Source organism: Polaribacter porphyrae, assembly GCF_002954685.1.
In the GTDB taxonomy this organism is placed as follows: Bacteria; Bacteroidota; Bacteroidia; order Flavobacteriales; family Flavobacteriaceae; genus Polaribacter; species Polaribacter porphyrae.
In genome coordinates this window covers 1-5,938 of the sequence record NZ_MSCN01000002.1, presented here as the reverse complement: position 1 = coordinate 5,938, position 5,938 = coordinate 1, and the positions used below count along the sequence as shown (strand labels likewise).

The 5,938-nt window shown below is 43.1% G+C and carries 2 tRNA genes and 3 rRNA genes; all 5 read left to right on the top strand.

From position 1 onward, the window contains the following. Window positions 1-582: 582 nt before the first annotated feature. A 16S ribosomal RNA gene (locus BTO18_RS17445) occupies window positions 583-2,102 on the top strand. Window positions 2,103-2,181: 79 nt separating this feature from the next. Next, window positions 2,182-2,255: transfer RNA gene (locus BTO18_RS17440), tRNA-Ile, on the top strand. Between the two features lie 128 nt (window positions 2,256-2,383). Beyond that, a tRNA-Ala gene (locus BTO18_RS17435) sits at window positions 2,384-2,457 on the top strand. Between the two features lie 220 nt (window positions 2,458-2,677). Further along, a 23S ribosomal RNA gene (locus BTO18_RS17430) occupies window positions 2,678-5,547 on the top strand. A 179-nt stretch (window positions 5,548-5,726) separates the two neighbouring features. Further along, window positions 5,727-5,836, top strand: a 5S ribosomal RNA gene (rrf, locus tag BTO18_RS17425). Together the 16S, 23S and 5S rRNA genes with 2 tRNA genes alongside form the textbook arrangement of a ribosomal RNA operon. Window positions 5,837-5,938 lie beyond the last annotated feature (102 nt).

Genomic DNA, 5,938 nt, shown 5'->3' with positions numbered 1-5,938 from the left:
TTATTTGTAATAAGTTTTAAGATTTTTTATTTGGTTTGTATGTTTTTTTTCTTGATTATATTGATACTTATAGAGTCATACTGAATTATTTATTGTGTAGATTTAATGCATTTATATTTCTATGTAATTGAAAATAAGCGTTATGGTTATGCTAATAAAAAAAGTTATATTTTTTTGATAATTTATTTGTTTAGGAATAAAAAGTTGGTGTATCTTTGCAGTCCGAATTTTCGGGAATTAAAGTTCTTTAAATAGTGGGTTGTGTAGTGATTAAAAAAAATAAAAAATAATTTTATTTTTAGTTGTTATAATAAAAATAGTTTATATATTTGCACCCGCTAAACGAGATAGTGAGAAAGTTCAAAGAGATTTTGGAATAATTTTATAAAAATTAGATAGTTCGATTCTATCATTTCTACAAAAGTTGAGTCATTATAATCAGGCTGAAAAATGTTTAGATTATGAGTTCAGCAAGTTCATTGAAAATATTGAAATTGACAGCGTAAACAAAGAGTAGAATAACCGCATTAATTTATTAATGTAAATTCTTTTGAAACTTATTCATTAACATATTAAAAATATACAATGAAGAGTTTGATCCTGGCTCAGGATGAACGCTAGCGGCAGGCTTAACACATGCAAGTCGAGGGGTAACAGGAGTGCTTGCACTTGCTGACGACCGGCGCACGGGTGCGTAACGCGTATAGAACCTACCTTTTACAGAGAGATAGCCTTTAGAAATGAAGATTAATACCTCATAGTATTGAAAACTGGCATCGGTTTTTAATTAAAGATTTATCGGTAAAAGATGGCTATGCGTCCTATTAGCTAGATGGTAAGGTAATGGCTTACCATGGCGATGATAGGTAGGGGTCCTGAGAGGGAGATCCCCCACACTGGTACTGAGACACGGACCAGACTCCTACGGGAGGCAGCAGTGAGGAATATTGGGCAATGGAGGCAACTCTGACCCAGCCATGCCGCGTGCAGGAAGACTGCCCTATGGGTTGTAAACTGCTTTTATACAGGAAGAAACATTACTACGTGTAGTAATTTGACGGTACTGTAAGAATAAGCACCGGCTAACTCCGTGCCAGCAGCCGCGGTAATACGGAGGGTGCAAGCGTTATCCGGAATCATTGGGTTTAAAGGGTCCGCAGGCGGTCAATTAAGTCAGAGGTGAAATCCCATAGCTTAACTATGGAACTGCCTTTGATACTGGTTGACTTGAGTTATACGGAAGTGGATAGAATGTGTAGTGTAGCGGTGAAATGCATAGATATTACACAGAATACCGATTGCGAAGGCAGTCCACTACGTATATACTGACGCTCATGGACGAAAGCGTGGGGAGCGAACAGGATTAGATACCCTGGTAGTCCACGCCGTAAACGATGGACACTAGTTGTTGGATTTAGATTCAGTGACTAAGCGAAAGTGATAAGTGTCCCACCTGGGGAGTACGATCGCAAGATTGAAACTCAAAGGAATTGACGGGGGCCCGCACAAGCGGTGGAGCATGTGGTTTAATTCGATGATACGCGAGGAACCTTACCAGGGCTTAAATGTAGTATGACAGGTTTAGAGATAGACTTTTCTTCGGACATGTTACAAGGTGCTGCATGGTTGTCGTCAGCTCGTGCCGTGAGGTGTCAGGTTAAGTCCTATAACGAGCGCAACCCTTGTCGTTAGTTGCCAGCATGTAAAGATGGGGACTCTAACGAGACTGCCGGTGCAAACCGAGAGGAAGGTGGGGATGACGTCAAATCATCACGGCCCTTACGTCCTGGGCCACACACGTGCTACAATGGTATGGACAATGAGCAGCCATCTGGCAACAGAGAGCAAATCTATAAACCATATCACAGTTCGGATCGGAGTCTGCAACTCGACTCCGTGAAGCTGGAATCGCTAGTAATCGGATATCAGCCATGATCCGGTGAATACGTTCCCGGGCCTTGTACACACCGCCCGTCAAGCCATGGAAGCTGGGAGTGCCTGAAGTCGGTCACCGCAAGGAGCCGCCTAGGGTAAAACTGGTAACTAGGGCTAAGTCGTAACAAGGTAGCCGTACCGGAAGGTGCGGCTGGAACACCTCCTTTCTAGAGAAAGATGGTGAGTTACAAAGGAAATTTTACTCTTTGCTGTTAATTTTAAAAAACAAGAATATTAAGCTATTATAGTCTCGTAGCTCAGCTGGTTAGAGCGCTACACTGATAATGTAGAGGTCGGCAGTTCGAGTCTGCCCGAGACTACAAATAGGTTTATTATTTAGAAGGAAATTTTAGAAGTTGAGGAATTTAGTTTTACTTGTTGATAAGTTAAGTTTTTATTAAACGAGACACAACTAATAACTAACAACTAATAACTCATAACTGAAAATGGGGGATTAGCTCAGCTGGCTAGAGCGCTTGCCTTGCACGCAAGAGGTCATCGGTTCGACTCCGATATTCTCCACAAGGTGATTCTTTGAGATAAATAATTGTCTTAAAGGATAAAAAAAATCAAAACTGATAATAATTTGTTAGTAGTGATACGCCGCAGTTCATTGACATATTGGTAAAATGATATCGTAAGAATCAAAAAGATAGAGAATTTAGAATAGAGATATTCTAAAATAAATTTTATAAAAAATATAAAAGAGCTCGTTGTAATAGAGATATTACAGCAAAAAGTACAATAAGTTAAGTAAGAGCGCATGGCGGATGCCTAGGCTCTCAGAGGCGAAGAAGGACGTGATAAGCTGCGAAAAGTTACGGGGAGGGGCACATACCTTATAATCCGTGAATATCCGAATGGGGCAACCCACTATGTTGAAGACATAGTATGCGAAAGCAAGCAAACCCGGTGAACTGAAACATCTAAGTAACCGGAGGAAGAGAAAACAAAAGTGATTCCGTTAGTAGTGGCGAGCGAAAGCGGATTAGCCCAAACCAGTATTGTTACGGCAATACTGGGGTTGTAGGACCACAATATTCAATGCTAAATAAATTAGAACTGTTTGGAAAGACAGACCAAAGAGGGTGATAGTCCCGTAAAAGTAAGTTGAGTTATTGATAGTGGTATCCTGAGTAGTGCGGGACACGTGTAATCCTGTATGAATCCACCGGGACCATCCGGTAAGGCTAAATACTCCTGAGAGACCGATAGTGAACTAGTACCGTGAGGGAAAGGTGAAAAGAACCCTAAATAAGGGAGTGAAAGAGAACCTGAAACCGTGCGCTTACAAGCGGTCGGAGCATCTTCGGATGTGACGGCGTGCCTTTTGCATAATGAGCCTACGAGTTACTGTTTCTAGCAAGGTTAAATGTTTAAGACATGGAGCCGTAGCGAAAGCGAGTCTGAATAGGGCGCTTAAGTTAGTAGTAGTAGACGCGAAACCGAGTGATCTACCCATGGGCAGGTTGAAGCTGTGGTAACACATAGTGGAGGACCGAACCAGTTGACGTTGAAAAGTCTTTGGATGACCTGTGGGTAGGGGTGAAAGGCCAATCAAACTCGGAAATAGCTCGTACTCCCCGAAATGCATTTAGGTGCAGCGTTGAGTAAAAGTTTTATAGAGGTAGAGCTACTGATTGGATGCGGGGGCTTCACCGCCTACCAATTCCTGACAAACTCCGAATGCTATAAAATGTTTCTCAGCAGTGAGGGCATGGGTGCTAAGGTCCATGTCCGAGAGGGAAAGAACCCAGACCATCAGCTAAGGTCCCCAAATATATGTTAAGTTGAAAAAACGAGGTTTGACTGCCCAGACAGCTAGGATGTTGGCTTGGAAGCAGCCATTCATTTAAAGAGTGCGTAACAGCTCACTAGTCGAGCGGTCGAGCATGGATAATAATCGGGCATAAACATATTACCGAAGCTATGGACTTGTAAAAGTGGTAGGGGAGCATTGTAATCTGCGTAGAAGGTGTACTGCGAGGTATGCTGGAGTGATTACAAAAGAAAATGTAGGCATAAGTAACGATAATGCGGGCGAGAAACCCGCACACCGAAAGACTAAGGTTTCCTCAGCGATGCTAATCAGCTGAGGGTTAGTCGGGACCTAAGGCGAATCCGAAGGGAATAGTCGATGGACAACAGGTTAATATTCCTGTACTTCTTATAATTGCGATGGGGTGACGGAGTATTGAAAGCACCGCGTACTGACGGAATAGTACGTTGAAGACTGTATTTATAGGTTTTGTAGGTAAATCCGCAAGGCTTGGAGAAAGTTGATAGTACCACAAATCTTCGGATGAGTGGATAGTGTGCCTAAAGGCTTCCAAGAAAAACCTCTAAGCTTCAGATTATAAGAACCCGTACCGTAAACCGACACAGGTAGTTGGGATGAGAATTCTAAGGTGCTCGAGAGATTCATGGCTAAGGAACTAGGCAAAATCGACGCGTAACTTCGGGAGAAGCGTCGCCCATCTTCGGATGGGCCGCAGTGAAAAGGTCCAGGCGACTGTTTATCAAAAACACAGGGCTTTGCTAAATTGAAAGATGATGTATAAGGCCTGACACCTGCCCGGTGCTGGAAGGTTAAGTGGAGGGTTTAGCTTCGGCGAAGATCTGAAATGAAGCCCCAGTAAACGGCGGCCGTAACTATAACGGTCCTAAGGTAGCGAAATTCCTTGTCGGGTAAGTTCCGACCTGCACGAATGGTGCAACGATCTGGACACTGTCTCAGCCATGAGCTCGGTGAAATTGTAGTATCGGTGAAGATGCCGATTACCCGCAGCGGGACGAAAAGACCCCGTGAACCTTTACTATAGCTTAGTATTGGCTTTGGATAAGTAATGTGTAGGATAGGTGGGAGACATTGAAGTGGCGTCGCTAGGCGTTGTGGAGTCATCCTTGAAATACCACCCTTTGCTTATCTAGAGTCTAACTCAGAGATGAGGACAGTGCTTGGTGGGTAGTTTGACTGGGGTGGTCGCCTCCAAAAGAGTAACGGAGGCTTCTAAAGGTACCCTCAGCACGCTTGGTAACCGTGCGTAGAGTGCAATGGCATAAGGGTGCTTGACTGAAAGACATACAGGTCGATCAGGTTGGAAACAAGAGCATAGTGATCCGGTGGTTCCGCATGGAAGGGCCATCGCTCAAAGGATAAAAGGTACTCCGGGGATAACAGGCTGATCTCCCCCAAGAGCTCATATCGACGGGGGGGTTTGGCACCTCGATGTCGGCTCGTCACATCCTGGGGCTGGAGAAGGTCCCAAGGGTTGGGCTGTTCGCCCATTAAAGTGGCACGCGAGCTGGGTTCAGAACGTCGTGAGACAGTTCGGTCTCTATCTGCTGTGGGCGTTAGAAATTTGCGTGGATCTGACTCTAGTACGAGAGGACCGAGTTGGACTGACCTCTAGTGTATCTGTTGTTCCGCCAGGAGCATAGCAGAGTAGCTACGTCGGGAAGGGATAAGCGCTGAAAGCATATAAGCGCGAAACCCACCACAAGATGAGATTTCTTTAAAGGGTCGTTGGAGATGACAACGTTGATAGGCTATAGGTGTAAAGGCAGTAATGTCATAGCCGAGTAGTACTAATAACCCATAGACTTATGTACGCTTCTTGCCCTCGTAAGAGGGCAAGAGATACTCTTTTTTTATTTTAATTCAAACAATATCATTTTATCATATGTTAACTTATTACTTCAGTATAATACTGAAGAGTTAACAGTAATTAGTAACTAGTAGTTAGTTAAATTCTAACGACTAAAAACTCAATAACTTATAACTAAATTTTTAGGGTGGTTATAGCATTGGGGCTCACCTCTTCCCATCCCGAACAGAGAAGTTAAGCCCAATAGCGCCGATGGTACTGCATTTATGTGGGAGAGTAGGTCGCTGCCTTTCTTTTAAAAATAAAACCTCATTCAATATGAATGAGGTTTTATCGTTTATACGAATAATATATATCGTATTTATTAATATTAGTAATTATTATTGTAATATTCT